The sequence below is a fragment of the Micromonospora purpureochromogenes genome (assembly GCF_900091515.1).
Classification (GTDB): domain Bacteria; phylum Actinomycetota; class Actinomycetes; order Mycobacteriales; family Micromonosporaceae; genus Micromonospora; species Micromonospora purpureochromogenes.
In genome coordinates, this window is record NZ_LT607410.1 from 3,584,305 (window position 1) to 3,604,769 (window position 20,465).

Sequence of the window (20,465 nt, forward strand, 5' to 3'; positions counted from 1 at the left end):
AGAGGAGGACGGTTGTCCCCGTCCGACCACCCCTTCCACCTCTGGATCGCTACCGACGCCACGAGGACAGTCGCGGCGCTCGCCCCGCTCAAGGTGTCCGGTGCGCCAGTGAAGAATGAGTGGGGAAGTATCACGTCCCTGCGAGCCGTACCGGTGCCCCAGAACTCGCCCAATGTGGTTGGCATCATCGTGCTCGCCACGCTGGTCGTGCTCGGCGCCTTCGGGCTGTCCCTCAACGGGGCGCCCTTCTTGGTGGTCTTCATCCTGGCCGCGCTCGTGCTGGGCTTGGGCTTGGCGGCGACCGTGTCGAACACGCCGCTTGCCCAGGTGGTGGCACCCGATCAGACGGCGTTTCCGGAACTACACCACACGCTCGAAAAGGTGGAGGAGCGCGAAGAATTCTTCGGCCTCCTGGGGTTAGCCGAGCGAGCCGGTGTTGCCCTGCCCGCCGTCCAGAAGGTGATCGACCCGGCCGAGGGAGGGCAGTTGCTCGCCCAGGTGTTGTGGGAGGCCGCTGACGTTCTCGGTCGTCGACAGCAGCTTCGTCCCCAAGTCGTTCGCCAGCAGCACCAGCCGAGGCGGATCGCTTCGCCCAACAGTCATGCCGCGAACTTGCTGGCCAAACAGCGGGAGAAAGCGAGGGCGCTGTGGGATCAGATCGAGGCGGAACTGTCCCGGATCCAGACCGCCCTTGAGCTTGCGGCCTTGGCTGCGGAGAACGCCGCTCACGACCCGGCCGCCCTCGACGCGGTTCGCGAGGCGTATCGGGAGTTGGCTGAAGTGTACGGTGAGCGGTTCTAGCTGCTCGAACCAACGGAATCGGCTGCGGGAAACAGGGGGAGGCGGATGCGGGCGCAGGAGCGCGTGGCCGACCGGTACGAACTGACGTACCCGCTCGGCCATGGCGGCATGGGGGAGGTGTGGGGCGGCTTCGACGAGAAGCTTGACCGACCCGTTGCGATCAAGTTCCTCCGCAAGCTCACCATCCCCGAGAACGAGCGGGACAACGCGGTCGAGCGGTTCATGCGCGAAGCCCGGGTCACCGCCCGGTTGGACCACCCCGGGGTGCCCAGCGTCCACGACGTCGGCCACCACGGTGACGACGTCTACATCGTCATGCAGCTTGTACCGGGCCTGCTGCTCTCCGACCTGATCGCCGAGCGCGGCCGGCTCGCCGTGCCATGGGCAGCCGCCATCGGCGCGCAGATCTGCTCGGTGCTCGCCGTCGCGCACGCCGCCTCCCTGGTGCACCGCGACCTCAAACCGCAGAACCTGATGGTCACCCCGACCGGATCGGTCAAGGTCCTCGATTTTGGGGTGGCGGCATTACTCGGCCCGGACGTGCCCCGGCTGACCGCCACCAGCCACACCCTCGGCACGCCTACCTACATGGCCCCGGAGCAGGCGCTCAACAGCGCCGTCGGGCCGCGGGCCGACCTCTACGCGCTGGGCTGCGTGCTGTTCGAGCTGCTGACCGGCGAGCCGCCGTACCGCGCGGACAGCGCGCTCGGCCTGCTGCACCGCCACATGAACGACCCCATCCCGTCGGTCACCGATCATCGCGCCGGTGTGCCGGACGGGCTCGTGCGGCTCGTCGGTCGGCTGCTCGCCAAGGACCCGCAGGATCGGCCCGGGTCCGCCGCCGAGGTGTACGAACTCCTGGCGCCGCTCGGCGTGGTTGCGCCCGGATTGGCCGGCGATCTGGCGGTCACGGTCGCCGACGGTCAGTCCGTCGATCCGACCATGCCCCACCGTTACCCGTTCGGTCCGCTACCGCCCCGCACGCCGCCCGCACCGACCAGGGTCGACATCGTCCGGCCACGCTCGGCGCCGGAGGTCGTCGAGTCGCTGTCCCTCGACAAGCTGACCGAGGCCGAGGAGCGTGCCTGGGAGCTCGCCGAGGAGGAGCGGTTCACTCAGGCCGCCGAACTGCTCGAAACGGCGCTTCGCCCGCTCAGGAGGGGACACGGCGCCAAGCAGCCGAGAGTCCTGGAGCTGCGGCTCAACCTGGCCAACCTGTACGTCCTCGCCGGCGCGTTCCGGCAGGCGCTGCCGGAGTTCCAGCGGCTCATCCCCGACCTGGCCGAGCGGCCGGTCCCGGATCATGAGTTGATCTGGCAGTGCCGGCAGCAGGCGGCGGTCTGCCAGGCGGAGCTGGGTGAGGCCACCGAAGCCTTGAGCGAGCTCGGAGCACTCCTCGCCGAGCAGCAACAGGTGATGCCGGCGGACTCGCCACAGCTGTTTCCGCTACGGCAGCAGATCGCCATGCTCGCCGCCAGCATCGGGGATGTGGCTAGCTCGAGGAATGGGCTCAAAGCTCTCCTACACGACATGCGCCGACTGCATGGCACGCATCCGCCCGTCGTCGAAATAGAGGCGCTGCTGACCCACCTAGACCGCTTAACGCGAGACAGCTATCCTCAATAATTCGACGCATCGGGGAGTGAAATGCCTAGTCTTACCCCTCTTCTCCCGTTCGGCGCCGGAATAGCGCTCATCATGGTGCTGATTTGGGCTGCCAAGCTGTTTCTAAGCGAAAGCCTTAAGGATGGCGGAAAACGCTTTTCGCTCTGGATCTTCCGAGCGAGAAAGTCACTAAGTAAGCGGCAGGTAGACAAGTACCGAAAACACTTGATCGTCAACTACGGCAGACATGCGCTCGGCTTTCTGCGCGGTCAATCGGTCGATGTTGGCAAGGTGTATGTGCCTCTTCAGTTCGAAGATTCTGGGCACCGTAGAGACATCTTCGATGAGATCAGACGCCATGACAGGTGCGTGGTATTGGGAGGAGCCGGGGCTGGCAAGTCTATGCTCCTAAAAGCCTCGATACACAGATGGGCACACGGAGGAGGAGGAACCCGCGTGCCTATTCTTGTCGAATTGCATCGAATGAATGAAGATGGTGCCACTGTCTTTGATCTCGTCATCGATGCTGTTGAGCGAAACGGCATTCGAGATGGGCGGGATGTGGTTCGAAATAGTCTGGAGGAAGGCAAGATCTGTCTCCTCCTAGACGGGCTGGACGAGGTTTCGAGCTCTCGCAGAAGTGACGTCAGTCGTCGAATTAAGGACCTCGCAGAAACATACGCCAAGTGCCAGGTTGTAGTCACATGTCGAGATGCAATCTACGACAGCAGCCTCCTCCCAGCCTTCGAGCATCACATCAAGATTGCCGAGTTCGACGATGCCTCCATTCGGCGCTTCATATCAAGTTGGTACACGGCCAGAGGGGTGAGCCCCGAGATTCGGAGAAGGAACGTCGCCACAATGTTGGCAGAGCTCCGCGGCAACAGCGCAGTCCTCCGGCTTGCTCGAACCCCCTTGTTGCTGGCGATTATGGTGTCGCTATTCGATGCGGATCCCGGCGTTGGGCCATCCTTGTTGCGTTCGCGTGCTGACTTCTATAAAGAAGCAGTCGAACATCTCCTGCGGCGTGACCATGATCTGGGTCGGCATGGGCACGTAGCTGTCTACAAGGCGGGCCACAAGGCAATTGTACTACGGAGGCTAGCCCTATTTACTCAAGGTGCGGGCGACTCGGAAACCGATGGAAAGACGATTTCAGAGCTTGATGTTCTTCGTTTGATGGCTGTTGTTCTGCCCGAACTTAATCTTGAGCCAAGCAAGCATTCAACCCCAATGTTTGATGAGATAGTGAAGCGTAGTGAGATCATGGCTGAAATAGATGAAGGGAGCCTTCTTTACAAATTTGCGCACCTTACATTTCAGGAATATCTATCGGCGATTGAGCTTGCGGATCAACCAGATAAGTTGCTGGCACTTTACCGAGATAACCCGGGTCGGTGGCGGGAGACCGTCAAGCTGTGGTGTGCCGCTGTTAATCGTGATTGCGGCACCTTGATTGGAAGCATCTTTGGTGGCAGGCCAAGTGACAAGCTGTTGGCGTTGGAGTGCATCCCTGAAGCGAAGCGGGTTGACGAAGAGGTTGCCGGACGTATCATCAGCCACTTCCTAGCCAGCCTCAGCAGCGCTCGGATTGATGAGGGTGCTGTGGTTGCCCTTGGGGCAGTTGCGAGCAGTAGAGGTCCGAGAGGTTCTGACGTACTTCGTCGGTTGGTCGCCATGGCGACGAGCGGGTCTGGCTTCCAAACGCGGCCGAAGCTGGCGATGCAGGCGCTGGCCGCGGCCAGGACGCCGGAGGCAATCCACGTACTTGGCGAGTTGGCCGAGCGGTCCGAGGCGGCGAGGTCAGCGCTACGGGCGATGGGAGAAGTCGCCGTTCCTGAGTTGCTGATGGCCGTTCGAAAGGGTCAGGCGGCAGCAATCGACTATATCGGTGAAGTTGCGACCCCGTCTGCGGCTATCGCATTGTCTACCCTGATCTGGGAAGAATCCGGTCCTGCTCGCCGCGCAGCCTGGTGGCTGGCATCGCTTATCATTACTCCTGATATAGAGGAGGAATTACGTCTTGCCGAGCCACAACTTGACTTAACCCAGCCGAGGTTGGACTGGATATGGAAGCCGTTCGCCCACCAAATGGGCGAGCCGCTTGGTGCCCTAATTGGCAGAGTAGGATGGTTGATTGATAGCTCCTCCGACGACTGTATTCCAGAACAGCTGGGGACTATTGATGTGAGAATCGGTCTGCCGATCGGGGTGTTTGGCGCTGCCGAAACCTTTAAGCGCGGCTACGTTCCCTTCGGTGACGCCGAGGTGGTTCGCCGAGCCGATGACCTTGTTACTCGCGCGAGAGCAGCTACAGTTTCTCGATTGACCAGGACGCGACTTTCCCACTATCTAGATACGGCCTACCGCAGCCGGGACTTCTCGTATGTTAGTGAACATACAGATCCTTCCGGCACAGCCGAGCTATGCTCCCGGGTTCTCGAAAAGGCCGAGGTGCCGGCGAGGTACAGGACAATATTCCGAAAGTTGCCTCCTCGCGTAATGGCGTATGCCGTTCCTGCTTTCTTCTGGTCAGGCGGGCACAAGGTTGATAGGAAACAGTGGTTGAAGGTCAATCGCAAACCGATTGACGAAGAAGTGTTCATGGTCCCTGGTGTTGTAGCGTTGGTTGCCTTGTTGATCCTGCCAGCGATTCTGGGCCTTGCAAGGTTTAGCTTCAACTTGTTCGGGTTCTGGCCATGGTTGCCTTCAGCCGTGCTGCAGGGAATGGCTATTCTTGCTGCCGTGTTGATTATCACCTGTTGCCTTTTGCTTCTGACCAAGGGCAATAGTGGGTCACTTGCTCGGCGCTTGGTCCCTATCGTAGCGTCAGCTTGCGGAACAGTGCTGTTTGTTCTTCTTACGGCCCTAGGCTGGCGGTCCTTGGCGGGATGGTTGGGTATTTTCGGAACCATAGCCTTTGGCTCTATGTTTCTGGTTGTCTCTATTGTCGGACTTACTCTCCCTGGCGACGGCATTAACGGTGGCAGTCGACACAAGCTTAGAACCGCCCTCCGACTTGGAAATTACGAGGAAAAGAGCGCCACGATCGTTGCTTAATAGCTTCAACCTGCGCAGGGGTACTTCCAGGAAATTCCGGACTCGTCTACCCATGGCCTAGCTCAACGGATGAGTTGGTCGAGGGGTGCGTGTTGGGACAGCCTAGGTCATTTCATCAGTCAGGTAGTTATGCTAATGCCGCCGATATGGGCAAAAGTCCGGGCCGTTAGGAGCGACGGCTGCCTGTCGTCATCGAAGTCGCTCGATGCCTCGATGGCGAGGAAGAAGACCACACCCGGTGCAGATCCTGGCGCCGACGTCGGTGGAGAACATCAACCGGCGACATCCCCGCGCTTGGCACCCGTGATAAAGCCCGCCCACACCTGCGGGGTGAAGGTGAGTACGGGTCCTGTTCTGTCCTTGGAGTCGCGTACGGCGACGATGCCGGGGAGGTTGTCGGCGACCTCGACGCAGTCGCCGCCGTTGTCGCCGCTGCGGGTGCTCTTGCGCCAGCGGGCACCACTGAGGTCAGTCATGTCGCGTCTCCCCGACGATGCGCTTGATCATGTCCATCGATTCTGCCTCACCTAACGCGAGTCCATCTACACCTTTCCAGGTGTTCTGGTAGGCCGCCAGCTCGTCCGGCTTGTCCAGGTAGAGCGCTCCTGTGAGCGACTCGCTGTAGACAACGGACGGCTCGGGCGCCGCTCGACCGCCTTTGGTGGCAGGAAAGTCGAGGATGACGAAGGACCCGGCTACCGCGCCGGGGTGCGGCCCCGCCGCCAGTGGCACCACCCGCACCGAGACGTTCGGGAGCTCGGAGATTTGGAGCAGATGATTGAGCTGTCCGGTCATGACACCCGATTCGCCAACCGGTCGACGGAGCACCGCTTCCGAGAGAACGGCCTCCAGCCGTGGGGGTTTCGGAAGGCGACGAGTCAGCAGGACCTGACGCTGCATGCGCACCTCAACGGCACGTTCCCGTTCCTCAGTGCTAAGTCGACTGCTCGGGTAGTACAGCCCGAGCGCGTACTGCCGAGTCTGCAGCAGCCCTGGGATCAGCGACTCGTCGTAGCGGCGCAGGTGGGCGGCGGCGGCTTCCAGCCCGACGTACAGCTCGAACCAGCTCGGCACCGCGTCCCCGTACGCGTGCCACCACCCCTTCGACTTCGTCTCCGCCGCCAGCCCCCGCATCGCCTCGGTCATCTCCGGCGACACGTGGTACAGCTCGCACATCGCCTTGACGTCGAGCACCCGCACCGGCCCCAGGCCGCTCTCGATGCGCCAGATCTTCTGCCGGCTGTACTCAAGCGCTTCGGCGGCGGCGTCCAGGGTCACCCCGGCCTCGGTGCGGAACTGGCGCAGCAGCCGCCCGAGCTGCCGCCGGGGCACGGTCGATCCGACATCCTCTGTCACCCGAGCACTCCCTGATTCCATCCCGCAACACTGCGTAACGCGACCACGTAACTCATATCGGTTGCAGTAAAAGAAGTCAATGCTTGGGCCAAGAATTCTGCTGTGGAACGTTGCGCCTCCACTGCGCACTGTCACACGATGACTACAAGGCCCTGGTGCCGTACCGCTGATCGCAAGCTGCGGCGGCAGGGCGGGGTGGGTCCGCGCGTGCGGGGAGGACGAGTGGCCCCACCCCTTCCATCCGACACGAGAGGCAGGCAGATGAGCGTCCGCAATCAACGGTCGAGCTACGGCGCTTTGCCGTACACCCCGCTGCTGCCGTGGCAGGTGCGCGAGCGCCGCTTCAAGCTGGTCGGGCTCGGACGCCGCGGCCTTGAGCCCGACCACGTGTACGCCTTCCTCGACCGGGTCGCCGTGGACATGGCCGCCGTCTACGCGGCCCTGGCCGCGAGCCGGCGGGAAGCCGCCTCCGCCGTGGAGGCGCTGCGTCGCCAGCAGAGCGGCCGCGCCGATCGGGGATCCGAGGCATGACCCAGCGGTACGTCATCCACCTGCCGGTGGCCGCCGCCGACCTGCCCGCCGCGCAGCGCCTGGCCCGGGTGATCGGCCGGTGGCTGCTGGTGCTGCCGCAGACCGATCCGGGGGAGACCACTGTCTCCGCCGAGGACCACCAGAACGTACGCCATCGGGTCTTCTGCGACCTGCCGATGCCCGGTGGGCGGCGCTGCCTGCTCCGCGCCGACCACGACGGCCCCTGCTCCCGCCGACTGCGCCGCTGACCGCCTGCCGCCTATGCTGTCGGCTATCCGTCACTGCGCTGTCAGTTTCTGGTTCGTCTGGTTCGGTGGCGCGGTGGATCTCGTCGACCGGCCGATGAACGCGGGTGGCAGCCGATGACAGCGGCGCTCGGTCCGGCCTGGACCGTCAGGCCCGACACCCCGGACGACACCGGCCGGCAGCCCCTGGCCGTGGAGACAGTGATCGGTGGACATGCTGCCGCGCTGATCCCCGGCGTCATCACCACCACACCGCACGCCCGCTATCTGGCCCTGCACGCTCGACTCGCGATCGAGGCGCAGCGGCGGGGCTGGACCGAGGCGCAGGACCTTCGACATTTCCGCGGATTGGTACGTCGGGCCGAGGTCGTGCTGGGCGCGGTGTCGGTGGCCCACGACGGGGAAGGCGGGGAGCACCGCGTGCGAGCCGGTTCGATCGGGGTGCACGGGGTGAACACCCTCGGCCGGGAAGTTGGTCGGCTGGGCAATGTCGATGTCGGCCAGGTCGCCGGGGCCTACAGCGGGGTGCCTGGTGGCTATCTGCCGACGTACGGGGGCATCGAGGCGGTGCTCGGGCTCACCGACGGCCGGCCACTCCCCACCCCTGGCCCGGCTGCCGACATCGAACAGCTGTCCGCCTTGGACGAGGTGCTGGACCTGGCCGAGCGGGCGCCAACCCTCTCGACGGCGGACCTCCGCGCTCTCCGCCATCTGTGCGTGTGCGGCATCGGCGACGCGCCGGACGGCCAGTGCGTGCGACGGGCCTACTTCGGCGGCGGCTCGGGGTATGCCCGGACGCATCGGCTGAGCGCCTCACTGCTGGTCGGGGCATTGGCCGGTCAGCAGGCGGGCCCGTCCATCGACACCTTCATGGATCGGTGGTGCTGTTTCCGTCCAGGCATGCGTGACCTGCTCGACGACGAGCTGTACACCCACGCTCTCCTGTGGCGGGGTGGGCTGCTGCGGAACTGGTTCGTGTGGGCATGGCGGCTGATCTGGGCCCGCCTGGTGTCACCACTGACGAACACCGGCACGCTGGAGGAGGCGATCGCGGCATTCGTACGCGACCTTCCGGACGCCACCGTCCGCCAGGCGCTTGTCGACGATCTGCCGCTGCTCGTGGACGCTGTCGGTACGCCGCTGCCGGTCGAGCACGACCTGTACCGCGAGCGGCTGGAGGCGGACCGCTGGAGCGTGCTCGGCATGTTGCGGCTCCTCGCCGTCGGCGCCCGGCGGCTCGATCACCTCGACCCAGTCAGCCGGGACGCCTTCGTCGGCTCGGTACCGGACGACCTCGGCCCGGCGTACGTCGCCGCCTGGCTCGCCCGCGACGCCGACCGACGCCTGGCCGACGCCGTCTCCGACCTGGCGGCCATGCTGTTCCAGCGTGCCGAATCCGTCAGCCGGCAGAAGATGCAGTGGACCCGGTACGGGCTGCGCCTTCCCACTCGCCTGCGTCGGGTCGGGGACCGGTGGCGACTGGAGGGACGGGAGGGCAGCGGTGCCGTCTCACTACGGTTGCCTACCTTCACCAGCGTCATGCGGCAACTGGGCGTCCTAGCGCGCGACGGTGAGACGTGGGCCGCCGGCCGTTACGCCGCCGAGGTGATGTCGTGACCGAGTGGGACGAACTTCGGGGCGCCGCTCCACCCGCGCTGCTGCGCCGCCGCCCGCTTGCCGACGCAGAAGAGGTTCTCGTCCTCACCTACACCTGTGACCTGTCCTTCTTCGAGGACGTCTGTCTGCGTGAGGCCCAGGCGGTCCGGGCTCGTACCACCGTGCTGTACGACGCCGATCAGCTCACCCAGGGGCCGCGCCGGCCCGACTACCTGGCCCTGCCGGTCGTCTGCAAGGCAGGCGGAGCATTTCATCCGAAGCTCGTCGTGATCGCCTCCGAGGTCGACGCGGTGGTGGCCATCGGCTCGGGCAACGCGACCGCCTCGGGCTGGCACCACAACGCGGAGGTCTGGACGTTGCTGCCTGGCGACGGTCCCACCGCACCGGCGCTCTTCCACGACCTCGCCGACTGGCTGCGCCGGCTGCCTGAGGCGGTCTGGATGGAGGACCTCGGGCAGGAACGCCTCGAACGGGTCGCCGACCTGCTCACCACCCGTCCGGCCGACGCGGAGCCGGGCCAGCCTCTGCTGGTGACGACGGCGGTACGCCCGATCGTCGAACAGCTTCCCGTCCCCGATTCACCGGTGACGTCGCTCGCGGTCGCCGCTCCCTTCTTCGACCCTGGCGCAGCGGCGCTGGGCCGTCTGGTCGACCGGTTCACCGCGGACCAGCTGCACCTCCTGCTCACCCGGGACGTGCAGTGCGACGTCGACTCCCTTGCCGAGGTGCTGAAGCGGGCTCCCGGCGGCACCGTCAGCACGCCGGAGAGCAGCCGTTACCACCACGGAAAGATCGTGGAATGGCGGACGGCGGACCGCGCTTGGGCGCTGACCGGCAGCGCCAACTGCAGCAAGGCGGCGCTGATCGACACCATGGCCACCGGCGGCAACTGTGAACTCGGGTTGCTGACCACGGTCGACGAATCGCTGATCGACGCGGTGCCGGACCGGCCGGTGGATCTCTCGCAGCCGGACGATCTGCACGTACGGGAACCTGGCCCGCATGCCGCGACAAGCACTGCCCTGCGCGTTCTCGGTGTCCGAGTGGGTGCCGAACGCGTGGAGGCGACGGTCCTCGCCGGCGACGGCCTCGCCCCCTCCTGGCTGGCGGTGGCGGATCTGCGACTCGACCATGAACGCAGTGATGGCAAGCTGCACCGCTACACCGCAGCTGTCACCCCCGATTGGGCCGTGATCGCCAATGGGTTGGCGACGGCACACGTCGTCACGGACGCGGGAGCCCAGATCCGCGACGTCGTCGTGACAGACGTGACGGCCGCGCTGTCCCGTATCGACCGGCCATCTCCGCTGGAACACACCTCGCTTCCCCTGGTCGTCGCCGACCAGGCGCACATGGCCGCGCTGTTCGAGGCGCTCACCCACCTGGCCTCGGTCCGCCCGGACCGTATCGCGGCACCTCCCGGAACCTCGCGGCGGCGGCAGGTGGAAGGGCGGATCAAGACGGCGGTCGGGCCGGCCCTGCTGCGTTTTGCCCTTGGATTGGAAGCTGGCCGGCCCGCCTCGCCCGATGACGACGTCATCTTCGACGGTCCGCGCCACCCCGAGCTCGAACCGTCCTCCACCGGAAAGGGGCATTTGGGCAGCGGGCCGGACAGCCCTCCGACCCACCCGGAGACGGTGGCCACTGTCCTGGACGCGCTCACGGAGCGCCAGCGCAAACAGCTGCGCCGCGACGTCGTCAGCCTGGTCGACGCCTCGGAGGAGTGGCCCCTACCAGCAAAGCTGGCCGCCAGCCGTCTGGTGCTGACCCTCACCGCCGGCGGACTGTGGCCGGACGCGACCGAATGGTCCGCCATCCTCTACTGGGTGGTGGTCCAGCTCCGGGTGGCTGACCGGGAGGAGAGCCTTGATGGCGAGCACAGCGCACTGGCCACCATCGGGCTCGTCGCGCTGCGCCGCGGCATCGACCTCCGCGATGAGCCGGACCACCAACTCGGCACCCGGTTCGAAGAGTTACGGATCGCGTACCAAGCACGGACGACGTGGCTCTCGGCGGCACCGGCCGAGACAGTCCGCCGGTACGCCGTCGGCCTGGGCGGGCGTACCCTCGGCCGGTTGTTCGAACGGACCGACTTCGTCGCGGAGCTGCGCTGGATCCTTGGCCGCACCGCCCTGCACGACGCCGTGGACCGGCTCCACGGCGCGTACCTCGACGAAGGCTCGACGATTCGCGTAACCCTGGGACGCAGTACCCGACTGGCAGTCATCGGCGCCTTGGACGCTCTGCGCGACTTCCCCGACGCGCACGTGGCATCCGAGGACGGGCCAGAGGTGCACGGCTGGTGGAACGGCCGACGTCTGCTGCTGGTGACGCGATCAGGTGCGACCTGGCGGGCGGAAGTCTGGTCGAACCTGATGACCGGCATCGCCACCTACTCGCGGGGCACACCCCTGCGGCCCGCGGACCGACGATGGACGGCGTCGAGCCCGGAGAACGCCCTCGGGACGTGACGACACTGCCCTAACTCATTCCCATGGGGAGGAGGCCGACCATGACGGTTCTGACAATCGCCGAGCGGATCGTGCAGGAGTTGCTGCGGGCCAAGGTCGCGCTGGACGACGACGAGTTGGCCCGACGGCTCGATGTGCAGCCGCGTCAGACCATCAACCAGGCGTGCCGCCGGCTCGAACAGAGCCGACGGGTCCGCCGGTTCGTCGGCCCCTACGGGAAAATCGTCAACGAACTCCGGCAGGGCACTGTCCCCGCAGTGCCGATCGTCGCGCAGGAGGTCCGCCTCGAACCCGCCGCCGGCGACAGTGCGGCACAACGGCACGCCGAAGGCGTGATGCTCGCGCTGCTGGCGGAACGGCTGGGCTGTTCGCTCCAGCCTCGCAGATTCGCGTTGGAGGACGGATCGAGGGTCGAGATCGACGGGACCGACGAAAACTTGAGCGTGCTCGTCGAGGCCTGGGCCCATCAAGGGCCGCCGAAGTCCGCCCAGAAACACAAGGTGTTGGCAGACGCCTTCCGTCTGATGTTCGTCGCGTCGACTCTGCCGACGCCGCCGCGCCTCGTGTTGTGCCTGTCCGACCCGGCCGCGGCCCACCACTTCACGAGCGCGCGGTCGTGGGCGGCCACCGCCTTGCGTGCCTTTGGCGTCGACGTCGAGGTCGTCGAGCTTCCGGCCGAGGTGAAGGCCCAAGTACTGGCCGCCCAGAACCGCCAGTACCGGTGACGTCCGTCCCGCCGCGCCGGTCGAGACCACCGACGAATCAGGCTCCAATTGGTGACGAGAACGGAGCGGCCGTCAGTGCCTGGCAGCTGCTCCGGCCACGCGCCTGCCCCGATCGCACGCGCCGCTCACGGGTGCCGGTCCGGGGTGGACGTCCGGACGTGGCCTCGAGATGATGCCTTGTGCGGTTTCTGCGGGAACAGGTGATCCAGACCATCTGCGCGCAGGCGCAGGGCAGGCGGATCGAGGCCGCCGTCGCGTACGCCGGGCATGGCGCACTCGACCTGCTGCCCCTCTCAACGGGCGACCTCATCGTCGTCAACGGCAGCCGAAACGCGCTGGCCAACGGCGCGACGTCCGCCGCGCTGTTGCGTGACTGGTTCGACCGGGGCGTTCACGTCTACGTCCACGAGACGCTGCACGCGAAGGTTTTTGTGGTCGGGCGGACTGCATACGTAGGCTCGGCGAACCTGTCGAGGCGAGCACACGAGGACCACACGGTCGAGGCCGCGATGCAGACCACCGACCCCGGGATCGTGGCAGAAGCCCGAGCATTCGTACGACGGCTGGCCGACAACTCCACACCCGTCTCTGAGGAGTGGTTCACCTGGGCGGAGACGGTCCGCGTGACAGGTCGCAACGCCATCCTGTGGAATCCTGAGCCGATCTTCTTGCCCACCGTGCCCTTTGACATTTGGGTGGGTCCATGGGAATACGTCGGTTTCGCCGACGAGGAGGAGAAGCTGGCGGAAGAGGGTCGCCGGGCCCACCGGGTGCCTGGCGGTCGGTACGACACGGTGATTCTGGGTGAGGACCTTGACGCGGTGGAGCGTCTCGAGGAGCCCGACATGGCCGTGCTCATCGGCGATGGCCGCAGCAAGGTCCAGGTCGTGAAATTCCTGGAGCGCCGAGCCAACAAGCGGGCGGCGATGGGCTTCTACCGTTCCGACAAGCAGGCTGTCACGCTGAAGCCCAGCGAGCTGGCCGATGTTCTCGGCACCACGGTCCAAGAGTTGCGGCAGGGATGGTTCCGCGCCGACGGGGCGCGACGTCAGGCCCTCCTCGAGCGCTTCGACCTGCCGTCACTGCCGGCCCGCTCTGGGACCTCGAGCCGTGGTGACCGGCCCGGCTTGCGCGCCGCTCGTCGGGCGAAGGCATAAGAGCTCCCGCTCCTTCTGCCACAGCACCTCGTCGTCGATTTCCTCGTACTCGGGCCGCACCGGCGGGGCCAGCCGGTACAGACGGCCGCCGTCATGAAGGAACCCTGCGCCAGTGGCAGTCCGACCAGGCCCGCACCCGTACCGACCGGAACCCGGACGTATGACCCAGCGGTACGTCATTCACCTGCCGTTCGTCGCCGCCGACCTGCCCGTCGCGCAGCGCCTGGCCCGAGTGATTGGCAGGTGGCTGCTGGTGCTGCCGCAGGCCGACCCGGGGGAGACACCGTCATCGGGTCTTCTGCGACCTGCTGATGCCCGGTGGTCGGCGGTGTCTGCTCCGCGCCGACCACGACGGCCCGTGCTCCCGCCGACTGCGCCGCTGACAGCCGGTCCAACCCGACATACCTGCGGGCGCGGATGTGCGTGCTTCCACTACTGGTCAGGACATAGGCAGCACCGATCCTACGAGCCAAAGTCACGGATGGCTATCGATCGATTGCAGGATGTGTCCGAAGTCAAGCGTCGGTAATCCTGAAGGGCCAGCCCATGGCTGCAGGGGGATTCATGGGTAGTCCCGCACGTCGCCGTCATACGCCCTCCGGTGTCCGTCAGCTACGCCTGGTGCCGGATCCCACCGCCCAGGCAGTGGCTGCCTTCGGTGCCCGAGTCGCGGAGAAGACCGGTCGAGGCGGTGATCCCGAGGATCAGTTGCGCGGGCCTCTGGAAGAGTTGCTTCGCCGCATGGGCCAGCACCTGGGAGTCGACGCCGTTCCCTACGGCGAGGTGCGGCTCAACGTGGTTCGCGCGCGCCCCGACTTCGCCGTGGACGTCGCCGGGGTCCGCGTCGGATACGTCGAGCTGAAAGCCACCGGGCATGGGGTCCCCTCGACCTGGCGCCGGCCTGCGAAGCGTGAGCGCCTGCAGTGGGAGAAGCTCAAGGCCCTGCCTAACGTCCTCTATTCCGACGGCATTGCATGGGCGAGATACACCTACGGCGAACTGGCTGGCTCCGTCGTCCACCTGGACGGCGACCTCTCCGGCGGTCGGCGCCCGCTGCGGGCGACCGGGCCGGAGTTCGAAGCTCTCATCCAGGATTTTCTGCTGTGGCAGCCCGAACAGCCGCGAACGCTGGCCCAGCTCATCCGGATCGTCGCCGGGCTGTGTCGGCTGCTGCGCGACGAGGTTGGCGCGATCCTCGCGGACCCCTCCCGCGATGTGGCCCACGAGGATTTGTCGCTGCTCGCCGCTGACTGGCGCGACCTGCTCTTCCCCGATCTGGACGACGCCGGATTCGCGGACGCCTACGCCCAGACCGTCACCTTCGCACTGCTCCTCGCGCGCATCGACGGGATCGTCTTCGACGAGACCCCGCTGCACGAGATCGCCCGACTGCTCGGCAAGAAGCACTCCCTCATGGGGCGGGCCCTGGCGGTGCTGACCGACAACGACGCAGCCTACGAGCTTCGGATGATCGACACCTTGTCCCGGGTTATCGGTTGTGTCGACTGGAGCACCATCGACAACGGGCGCGGAGATATCCACGCCGATTTGTACGAGCGCTTTCTGTCCACCTACGACCCCACGCTGCGGCGGCGCAGCGGTTCCTACTACACCCCGCAGCCCGTGGCGGGTGCCGTCGTCGACTTCGTGGACGAGATTCTGCGAGATCGGTTCGATCGTTCGTGGGGCTTCGCCGCCCACGATGTCACTGTCGTCGATCCCGCGATGGGTACCGGGACCTTCCTCGTCGAGGTGTTACGAGCGGTCTCCGCGACGATCGACGCCAAGCAGGGTGCGGGCGCGCGGGGGCCACGTTTGCGGCAGTTCTTCCAACAGCGTCTCGTCGGCTTCGAGATCCAGGCCGCGCCCTACGCAGTCACCGAACTTCGGCTGCACCAGGCGATGAAGGCGCAGTTCCATACCGAACTTCCCCCGTCCGAGTACCGGTTCCTCACCGACGCGTTGGAAGATCCCGATACTCAGCAGGGCCGGCTGCGGGCGGCGGCATACCGGGTCATCGACCGCTCTCGCCTTGAGGCGAATCGGATCAAGCGTGAGGTGCCGGTCATGGTCGTGGTGGGCAATCCACCGCACGTGGAGAACACCCGGGGTCGGGCACCGTGGATCGAAGAGCGGCGGAAGAGTCCACTCCTTCCGGGGACCTGTCCCGATCGGCCCTCGCTCGACGAGTTCCGGGTGCCCGGCGGAGGCCGCTACGAGTCGGACCTCTACGGGCTGCCGTGGTGCTTCTGGCGCTGGGCGCTGTGGAAGGCGTTCGAGGCTCACCCGGGGGAGCCGCAGGGGATCGTGGCCTTCGTGACGCCGTCCAGCTTCGTCAAGGGCAAGTCCTTCGAGGGCATGCGGGAGTACCTTCGGCGGACCTGCGACGAGGGGTGGATCATCGAGCTGTCCCCTGAGGGAAATCGGCCGCAGCAGCACACCCGCCTCTTCGGGCCGGACGTCGGGCGGCAGCTCTGCATCGCGGTCTTCGCCCGCTACGGCCAGGGCGACCGGACAACTCCGGCGACGGTCAGGACGGTCGCCCTGGCCGGCGCGCGGGAAGACAAGCTCCGGCGGTTGCAGGAGCTGTGCCTCGCCGACCCGGGGTGGCAGCGGTGCCGCGCGGAATGGCGGGCACCGTTCCTGCCGGATTCCGACACGGACTGGGATCGCTACCCGGGACTGAAGCAGCTCTTTCCGGAGTCGTCCCGCGGCGTGACGGCAGGACGGACCTGGATCTACTCCCCGGACGCCGATACCCTCCGCCGCCGCTGGCGCAGGTTCATCCAAGCGGGGGAGGGCCTCCGCCGGCGGATGCTGCCCGAGTCCCGGGACCGCAAGCTCGACAGCGTCGTCCGTCCGCTGCCCGGGATGCCGGCACCGGCCGGGCCGCTCGCTGCGGAGACGGGCCCGGCGCCGCCAGCCGTGAGGGTCGCCTACCGCTCCTTCGACCGGCAGTGGGTGCTGCCGGACAGCCGGCTCATGGTGATGCCACGACCACCGCTGTGGGCAGTCCGGTCGCCACATCAGATCTACCTGACCGAACAGAACAGCCAGCCTATCGACAGCGGTCCGGGTGTCACGTTTACCCAGCTGATACCCGACCTGCATCACTACAACGGCCGCAGCGGGCGGGTCTTCCCGCTCTACTGCGACACCTCGACAGAGCGACCTAACGTCGCACCAGGGCTGTGCGCACTGCTGGCCGAGACGCTTGGTACCGAGGTGGCGGCCACCGATGTGATGGCCTACGTCGCCGCAGTCACCGCCCACCCCGGCTACACCGAGCGGTTTCGGCAGGAACTGCAGCACCCCGGCGTACGGGTGCCGCTGACCGCGGATGCCGACCGGTGGGCCGCGGCAGTGTCGATCGGTCGCGAGTTGTTGTGGCTGCACACCTTCGGGCGGATCGGCTTGGGCGCGCACCCGACCTCGTTCCGTGACTTCGTCGATGAGGCGGCGCCAAAGGTGCGGGCAGCGATACCGGACGAGCCGGGAGCCCTCCCCGACAGCATCTCCTGGGAAGCGGACAGCGAGACGCTGCTGGTCGGCAACGGGCGCATCGCTCCCGTCCAGCGTCGAGTCTGGGAGTACGGCGTCGGTGGGATGAGAATTATCCGGCACTGGTTCAACTACCGGTGCGCACACCAACGCCACCGACGTCGTTCCTCCCCGCTGGATGACGAGGAGCTGAACCGGTGGAGCAGCGACCTCACCGACGAGCTGCTGGAGATCCTCGCGGTGCTCGGCGGTTGCGTGGCTCTCGAACCGGGGCAGGCGGACCTACTGGATCGCATCTGCGCCGGTCGGCTGATCTCCGTCGCAGACCTCGCGGCCGGTGGCGTCCTGCCGATACAGGGAGCCGCCAAGCTCACCACGGTTGACGAAGGGCGCATCCCGAGATTGTTCTGACGGTTTCCGTCGATGCGCCCTCGGACCGCTTTGGGGCACGTCAACAGTCGTACCGGTGCTCGCGGAGCAGCTCCGTACCGTCTCCGGACCGGGACTCTCACCGCTGACCACCTACCCGAAGGACATGACGCTCCGGGAAGACCTTGAACGCCGGGATCCTGGCGCGTATTGACGCCCGGGAAGACCAGCCTGACCGAACCGATGCCCGGCGACCGGCGCTGTCTGCTCCGCGCCGACCACGACGGCCCCTGCGCCCGCCGCCTGCGCCGCTGACCTGGCCCTGGATGCTTTTCCGGCACCTCGCTGCGAGCCCACCGCTGGCCTCAGACGGCTGCGGAAGCCTCTGCCGTCGAGCACGCTGATGATGTCGTCGCGGATGACCTCCTAGCCGCTCTGGCGCAGCTTCGCCAACAACTCGCCCCGCCCGTGCCGGTCCATCGGAATGTCGAGGATGTCGCCTAGCGCGCCTTGGTGATTCGCCCGATGGGGATGAGGCAGGGTCACCCCCCGTCCCAGGAGGCTGTCGAGGTACCAGTTCGCTCGGCACCCGAGAGGTGAAGTGTGCGATCGCGCCCCATTGAGGTCAGGGGCTCGTAACTGGCGGTTCGACGGCGATCAGGCCGGAGAGGGGAATCAGGTGGAATACCAGGATTTCATCAACGCAGTGGCCACGCGGGCAAAGGTGTCGACCGATCAGGCGGCGACACTGACCAGCGCGACGTTGGAGACATTGGCGAATCGGATCAGCGCCGGCCAGGCTGACAACCTTGCCTATCAGCTTCCCGAAGGGCTTGACGATCACCTGCGCCAACCGCCACCGCACAGGCGGGAGGAACATGCCAACTCGTTCGGGCTCGAAGAGTTCGTGCGGCGGGTGGCGGACCACCCTGCCATCGACCGTGCGCTCGCCGGTCCCGGGGTCGGCGCGGTCCTCACCACGCTCCGTGAGGCTGTTTCCCGTGACGAGTTCGAGGACGCGATGGCCCAGCTTCCGAAGGAGTTCCGGCAGGTGATCGAACCGGTGGGTGCCGGTGGCGGGCAGCGCCCCGGCTCGTAGCACGCACAGTGCACGAAAGGGAATTCTCGACGCCGCGACGCACGCCGACTGGTCCGGAAGGAGAACGGGTGAACTACGCCGAATTTCTCGAAGCGGTGGGGAAGCGGGCCGAAATGCCGGCGGCGGAGGCGGCGAACGTCGTCGGAGCCACCCTGACGACCTTGGCGGAACGGGTCAGTGGCGGCGAGGCGCGGCACCTGGCCACCCAACTCCCCGAGGAGTTGCGAGGGTACCTGTACAAGGACGTGGACTTCGCCGAACAGCTCGACCTCGTGGAGTTCCTCAATGAGGTAGGGGTCCGCGCGGGAACGGATGGCGACCGGAGCGCCGAGGCCGCCCGCGCCGTGTTGACGACCCTGCGCGAGGCGGTGAGCGCCGAAGACCTCAAGAACCTGGAATCCGAGCTGCCGAAGGACGTCCGGCGGCTGCTTCATCCGTTGGACCGCGGCATCGGGGGCTGAACCGAGCCACGTCCCGACCCGATCCGGGTACGGTGCGCGGGTGGAGGTTGGATTCGCCCCGCCCGTCTCCGGCTCGTGGGCCACCCCGGAGCACATGATCCACGTCGCCCGCCGCGCCGAGCAGCTCGGATACCACTCGCTCTGGACGTTCCAGCGGCTCCTGGTCCCCGCCGACCTCGCCTGGAGCGAGACCTACCACAGCGTCCAGGACCCGCTGACCACGCTGGCGTTCCTGGCGGCCCACACCACGCGGGTCCGGCTCGGCGTCGCGGTGCTCAACATGCCGTTCATCTCTCCGGTGCTGCTGGCCAAGCAGACCGCGACTCTCGACATCCTCGCCGGCGGACGGCTCGACGTGGGACTCGGCCTCGGCTGGGCGGACGAGGAGTACCAGGCGACGGGGGTGAGCAAGCATCGGCGGGGCCAGCGGGCCGAGGAGTTCCTCGCCGTTCTCCGCGCCCTCTGGCAGAACGACGTCGCCGAGCATCGCGGCGAGTTCTACCAGGTCCCGCCGACGCGGCTGGAGCCGAAGCCCGTGCAGCGGCCACACCCGCCGATTCTGCTCGGCGGCCAGGCGCCGGCCGCGCTGCGCCGGGCCGGTCGGCTCGCCGACGGCTGGGTCAGTGGCAGCCAGGCGGACCTGACGGGCATCGGTGAGGCGGTCGCGACCGTCAAGGCCGCCGCTGCGGACGCCGGCCGCGATCCCCGCGCACTGCGATTCGTCTGCCGCGGCGCGGTCCGGGTACGCCCGACGGGCCCGCCCGAGCGCGAGCCGCTCACCGGCACCCTCGAGCAGATCCGGTCAGATCTCGGCAGGCTTGCCGAAGCGGGCATCACGGAAGTGTTCGTCGACCTCAACTTCGATCCGGAGATCGGCTCACCGCGCGCCGACGCGCAGGCGTCGCTGCGCCGGGCCGACGAGGTGCTCGACGCCCTCGCTCCGAGCCGCTGACATCCCCGACCGGCGCTCACCCGGCCGGGTCGGCTGCCGCGTCCGTCGCGGACCACGCCGACCAGCCGGTCACCGCTACCGCGATCACCGGCCCGGCCGGCGGTCGCTGGACGTACTGCGGGTACTTGTCGGCCAGCGCCGCGCGGGCCGCCGCCTCCTCCGCGCGGTCCTCCACCAGCCGGCCGTGCCCGTCCAGCCGGACCCACCACAGCCGCGACCAGTCCTCGTCGTACTCGTCGACCAGCAGGCAGGCCTGCCCCGTCGCCCGGATGTTCTCCAGCCGGCGCAGCCGCCGGTGGCGCTTGGGCTTCTCGTCCACCGCGTGGTAGACGACATCGTCGAGCAGCACGAAGCACACCGGCACCAGGTGGGGACGGCCATCCGCTCCGACGGTGGTCAGCCGGGCCACCCTGGCCGCCCGGACCCGATGCCGGATGTCGTCGGCGGGCACGGCCCGACCGTAACAGCCGACACCGGTCCTGGTGACGGGTTGTGGCCGAGCTGGCGGGTGTGCC

The 20,465-nt window shown here is 66.9% G+C and carries 16 protein-coding genes and 1 pseudogene; 14 read left to right on the top strand and 3 right to left on the bottom strand.

Going from position 1 to position 20,465, the window contains the following annotated elements; translation table 11 throughout:
* Window positions 1-12 precede the first annotated feature (12 nt).
* The 3 genes from GA0074696_RS16520 to GA0074696_RS16530 all read left to right on the top strand — a co-directional run bounded on the left by GA0074696_RS16520 (window position 13) and on the right by GA0074696_RS16530 (window position 5,466).
* Complete coding sequence (locus GA0074696_RS16520; protein WP_088961927.1) at window positions 13-801, top strand: hypothetical protein; 789 nt, start codon at window positions 13-15, stop codon at window positions 799-801.
* Window positions 802-846: 45 nt separating this feature from the next.
* The gene (locus tag GA0074696_RS16525) at window positions 847-2,427 is read left to right on the top strand and encodes a serine/threonine-protein kinase (protein ID WP_088961928.1); all 1,581 of its coding nucleotides are present in this window, start codon (window positions 847-849) and stop codon (window positions 2,425-2,427) included.
* 72 nt (window positions 2,428-2,499) lie between these two features.
* Window positions 2,500-5,466, top strand: a complete 2,967-nt coding sequence (locus GA0074696_RS16530) for an NACHT domain-containing protein (RefSeq protein ID WP_157745981.1) — start codon at window positions 2,500-2,502, stop codon at window positions 5,464-5,466.
* Between the two features lie 272 nt (window positions 5,467-5,738).
* Here GA0074696_RS16530 and GA0074696_RS16535 read toward each other — a convergent pair whose 3' ends face one another.
* Both GA0074696_RS16535 and GA0074696_RS16540 read right to left on the bottom strand, forming a co-directional pair.
* Window positions 5,739-5,942 (bottom strand): DUF397 domain-containing protein, encoded by a 204-nt coding sequence (locus tag GA0074696_RS16535; protein WP_088961930.1) that lies wholly within the window; start codon window positions 5,940-5,942, stop codon window positions 5,739-5,741.
* The gene (locus tag GA0074696_RS16540) at window positions 5,935-6,822 is read right to left on the bottom strand and encodes a helix-turn-helix domain-containing protein (RefSeq protein WP_088961931.1); all 888 of its coding nucleotides are present in this window, start codon (window positions 6,820-6,822) and stop codon (window positions 5,935-5,937) included. The genes GA0074696_RS16535 and GA0074696_RS16540 overlap by 8 nt, the downstream gene beginning before the upstream one ends.
* A gap of 261 nt (window positions 6,823-7,083) precedes the next feature.
* Here GA0074696_RS16540 and GA0074696_RS16545 point away from each other — a divergent pair, with 261 nt between their 5' ends.
* From GA0074696_RS16545 to GA0074696_RS16595, 11 genes and pseudogenes are all read left to right on the top strand, one after another.
* Window positions 7,084-7,353, top strand: a complete 270-nt coding sequence (locus tag GA0074696_RS16545) for a DivIVA domain-containing protein (protein ID WP_088961932.1) — start codon at window positions 7,084-7,086, stop codon at window positions 7,351-7,353.
* Entirely contained in the window at window positions 7,350-7,601 is a 252-nt protein-coding gene (locus tag GA0074696_RS16550; RefSeq protein WP_088961933.1) for a hypothetical protein, read from the top strand. Before GA0074696_RS16545 ends, GA0074696_RS16550 begins: the two co-directional genes overlap by 4 nt.
* Window positions 7,602-7,715: 114 nt before the next feature.
* Window positions 7,716-9,215 carry a hypothetical protein gene (locus GA0074696_RS16555; protein WP_088961934.1) on the top strand — a complete coding sequence of 500 codons (1,500 nt, stop codon included), beginning with the start codon at window positions 7,716-7,718 and terminating at the stop codon, window positions 9,213-9,215.
* Complete coding sequence (locus tag GA0074696_RS16560) at window positions 9,212-11,686, top strand: phospholipase D-like domain-containing protein (RefSeq protein ID WP_088961935.1); 2,475 nt, start codon at window positions 9,212-9,214, stop codon at window positions 11,684-11,686. Before GA0074696_RS16555 ends, GA0074696_RS16560 begins: the two co-directional genes overlap by 4 nt.
* 41 nt (window positions 11,687-11,727) lie before the next feature.
* Window positions 11,728-12,411, top strand: coding sequence for a hypothetical protein (locus GA0074696_RS16565; protein ID WP_157745983.1), 684 nt, complete (start codon window positions 11,728-11,730; stop codon window positions 12,409-12,411).
* 200 nt (window positions 12,412-12,611) lie between these two features.
* Window positions 12,612-13,568, top strand: coding sequence for a phospholipase D-like domain-containing protein (locus GA0074696_RS16570; protein ID WP_172894308.1), 957 nt, complete (start codon window positions 12,612-12,614; stop codon window positions 13,566-13,568).
* 160 nt (window positions 13,569-13,728) lie between these two features.
* A pseudogene (locus tag GA0074696_RS16575) lies at window positions 13,729-13,951 on the top strand (hypothetical protein).
* A 238-nt stretch (window positions 13,952-14,189) separates the two neighbouring features.
* Window positions 14,190-17,480: a type ISP restriction/modification enzyme gene (locus GA0074696_RS16580; protein ID WP_157745985.1), complete on the top strand. Its 3,291-nt coding sequence runs from the start codon at window positions 14,190-14,192 to the stop codon at window positions 17,478-17,480.
* A gap of 637 nt (window positions 17,481-18,117) precedes the next feature.
* On the top strand, window positions 18,118-18,537 hold the full coding sequence (locus GA0074696_RS16585; protein WP_157745987.1) for a DUF2267 domain-containing protein: 420 nt from the start codon (window positions 18,118-18,120) through the stop codon (window positions 18,535-18,537).
* 68 nt (window positions 18,538-18,605) lie between these two features.
* Window positions 18,606-18,998 carry a DUF2267 domain-containing protein gene (locus tag GA0074696_RS16590; RefSeq protein ID WP_088961940.1) on the top strand — a complete coding sequence of 131 codons (393 nt, stop codon included), beginning with the start codon at window positions 18,606-18,608 and terminating at the stop codon, window positions 18,996-18,998.
* Between the two features lie 40 nt (window positions 18,999-19,038).
* Window positions 19,039-19,950 carry a TIGR03619 family F420-dependent LLM class oxidoreductase gene (locus tag GA0074696_RS16595; protein ID WP_088961941.1) on the top strand — a complete coding sequence of 304 codons (912 nt, stop codon included), beginning with the start codon at window positions 19,039-19,041 and terminating at the stop codon, window positions 19,948-19,950.
* A 16-nt stretch (window positions 19,951-19,966) separates the two neighbouring features.
* Here GA0074696_RS16595 and GA0074696_RS16600 read toward each other — a convergent pair whose 3' ends face one another.
* Window positions 19,967-20,401, bottom strand: coding sequence for a TIGR03668 family PPOX class F420-dependent oxidoreductase (locus GA0074696_RS16600; protein ID WP_088961942.1), 435 nt, complete (start codon window positions 20,399-20,401; stop codon window positions 19,967-19,969).
* Window positions 20,402-20,465 lie beyond the last annotated feature (64 nt).

Coding starts and splice junctions, on each gene's coding strand:
- GA0074696_RS16545 (WP_088961932.1), top strand. CDS start 7,084: ATGAGCGTCCGCAATCAACGGTCGAGCTACGGCGCTTTGCCGTACACC.
- GA0074696_RS16555 (WP_088961934.1), top strand. CDS start 7,716: ATGACAGCGGCGCTCGGTCCGGCCTGGACCGTCAGGCCCGACACCCCG.
- GA0074696_RS16530 (WP_157745981.1), top strand. CDS start 2,500: ATGGTGCTGATTTGGGCTGCCAAGCTGTTTCTAAGCGAAAGCCTTAAG.
- GA0074696_RS16525 (WP_088961928.1), top strand. CDS start 847: ATGCGGGCGCAGGAGCGCGTGGCCGACCGGTACGAACTGACGTACCCG.
- GA0074696_RS16565 (WP_157745983.1), top strand. CDS start 11,728: ATGACGGTTCTGACAATCGCCGAGCGGATCGTGCAGGAGTTGCTGCGG.
- GA0074696_RS16535 (WP_088961930.1), bottom strand. CDS start 5,942: ATGACTGACCTCAGTGGTGCCCGCTGGCGCAAGAGCACCCGCAGCGGC.
- GA0074696_RS16550 (WP_088961933.1), top strand. CDS start 7,350: ATGACCCAGCGGTACGTCATCCACCTGCCGGTGGCCGCCGCCGACCTG.